The 2221-nt window shown below is 46.2% G+C and carries 3 protein-coding genes; all 3 read left to right on the top strand.

The features are described from left to right. The first annotated feature begins 69 nt into the window (after nt 1–69). The gene (gene tnpA, locus BFL47_RS18920; protein ID WP_083257288.1) at nt 70–345 is read left to right on the top strand and encodes an IS66 family insertion sequence element accessory protein TnpA; all 276 of its coding nucleotides are present in this window, start codon (nt 70–72) and stop codon (nt 343–345) included. 1 nt (nt 346) lies between these two features. Beyond that, on the top strand, nt 347–688 hold the full coding sequence (gene tnpB / locus BFL47_RS18915; RefSeq protein ID WP_069661355.1) for an IS66 family insertion sequence element accessory protein TnpB: 342 nt from the start codon (nt 347–349) through the stop codon (nt 686–688). Nucleotides 689–738: 50 nt separating this feature from the next. Continuing rightward, on the top strand, nt 739–2221 hold a 1483-nt coding region (gene tnpC, locus BFL47_RS18910; RefSeq protein ID WP_139125881.1), incomplete at its 3' end, for an IS66 family transposase.

Below are 2221 nucleotides of genomic sequence, written 5' to 3'. Positions count from 1 at the left end.
GTATCCGCCCTACCAACCCATATTGCAGGATTAGAGCTTGAATGCTAGTTTTATTCCAAAGCAAAAAACATGGAAAAGAAAGAACAGATGTTAGCTCTGGTAAAGCAATGGCAGGATAGTGGGCAAACACAAAGTGAATTCTGCACAGCATCAGGAATAAAAAAGGGAACATTTAGTTATTGGGTCTCCCGAAGCCTTAGGGATCAGAAAAAGGGATTTATGCCCTTAATTCCACAGACAGGACCTATTCAGAAAGAAGTTGAGGTAATCTACCCCAATGGGGTAAAGATAAAAATAGCCTCCTGTGATTTAAAAACACTTGCGGGGCTGATCAGGATTTATTGATATGTTTTCTCTGGGTTCTTCTCATAATTATTACCTGTACCGGGGGAATTGTGATATGCGCAAATCATTTGACGGACTTTGCGGTCTGGTGGGTTCAGAACTTGGACGTGTCCCCACCAGCGGAGAGGTATTCGTGTTCCTTAACCGCAGGCGCAGCCATATCAAACTGCTGCATTGGGAGTACGGAGGCTTTGTCCTATATTACAAAAGACTGGAAAGCGGAAGCTTTCCCTTGCCTAAAAATCCCCTCTCTGGCAGTGGGATTAACTGGAGCGATCTGGTGCTGATGGTCGAGGGGATTCAGGTGATAAAAAGCACCCAAAGGAAGCGTTTTAGCTTATAAAAAGTCCTTTTTTTCTTGTTTTTAATACTATGTTTTCGTATTTTTAAAGTATGGAAATGGTGCTGGAAACCCTGTCTAAAGATGAACTTATCGCCCTGGTGAAACAGCAGCACGTTACCGTTTCCGGTCTGAGTGAAGAAAATACTTCCCTGAATACAAAGATAAATTCCCTAAATGCAGATGTAGATTCCCTGAGTTTACATGCGGCTTCCCTGAATACAAAGGTAGGTTCCTTGAGTTTAAGTGAGGCCTCCCTGAATGCAAACGTAACATCTCTGAATGAAAAGGTGGAATACCTGAAATCACAGGTGGAGATGTACAAAAGGATGCAGTTCGGGCAAAAGCGTGAACGCTTCCTTGGCGATCCAGCTCAGACAGCACTGCCCTTTCAGGCTACTGCCCAGGAAAGCGCTGAACAGGAAGAGATCCTGGAACAAAAGATAGCCTCTACCCGTAAAAGACCCAATCATAAAGGCCGTGCGGCCCTTCCTTCACATTTACCTGTAGAGGAAATCGAGATCTATCCAGAAGGCGACCTGAGCGAAATGGTATGTATCGGCAAGGATGTAACCGAAGAACTGGAATGCGAGCCTGCCCGCTTTTTTATCAAACGGTACATCCGTTATAAATATGCACTTAAAGGCGGACAGGGAATAAAGACCGGCCAACTTCCTGAACGGGTAATTGATAAAGGTATTCCCGGATCGGGGTTTCTTGCTTCGATTATAACGGATAAATATATGGATCATCTCCCGCTGTACCGCCAGAAACAGCGCCTTGCAAGGGAGGGAATACGAATCGCTTCCTCCACCATGGATGGCTGGACCAGGGAGACACTGCTCCGGCTGAAACCCTTATACGAACAGCTGGTCTTCGACACCAAAAAGCAGGGATACCTGCAGTGCGATGAAACCCCAATAAAAGTATTGGAAAGTGAGAAAAAAGGTAGTAGCCATCAGGGCTGGTACTGGGTATATCATTCCCCTTTAGATAAAACGGTCCTGTTTGATTACAGTCCTACCCGTGGGGCTGTGGCACCACTTTCTATGCTGGGAAACTTCACAGGCTACCTGCAAAGTGATGGCTATGCCGTGTACCAAAAGTATGGGGCACGCAAAGGGGTGACCCACCTGGCCTGCTGGGCCCATACAAGACGTGAATTTGACAGGGCTCTGGAGAACGATAAGCCCAGGGCAACAACAGCACTCACGCTGATCCAAAAGTTATATGCGGTAGAACGTAAGGCCAGGGAAGAGAACCTGGAGCCTGAAGCGATCAAAGAACTCAGGCTGAAGGAAAGCCTGCCGGTGATCAATGAATTGGGTAAATGGATTTTCCAGGAAATTAAATTGACCCTGCCCAAGAGCCAGATTGGAAGGGCTATGGCTTATGCAATGGCACGCTGGGATGCACTGAGCGCTTATTTATACGAGGGCAACCTTCAAATTGATAATAACCAGTGCGAAAATGCCCTTAGGCCAATTCCTTTGGGTAGAAAAAATTACTTGTTTGCTGGTTCTCATGAGGCAGCAC

Source organism: Arcticibacter eurypsychrophilus (genome assembly GCF_001730525.1).
Taxonomy (GTDB): Bacteria; Bacteroidota; Bacteroidia; order Sphingobacteriales; family Sphingobacteriaceae; genus Arcticibacter; species Arcticibacter eurypsychrophilus.
This window is presented reverse-complemented; position numbering and strand designations above follow the sequence as displayed.

Bases quoted from the DNA above. Each gene is read 5' to 3' on its own strand.
- tnpA (WP_083257288.1), top strand. From the start codon at position 70: ATGGAAAAGAAAGAACAGATGTTAGCTCTGGTAAAGCAATGGCAGGAT.
- tnpB (WP_069661355.1), top strand. From the start codon at position 347: ATGTTTTCTCTGGGTTCTTCTCATAATTATTACCTGTACCGGGGGAAT.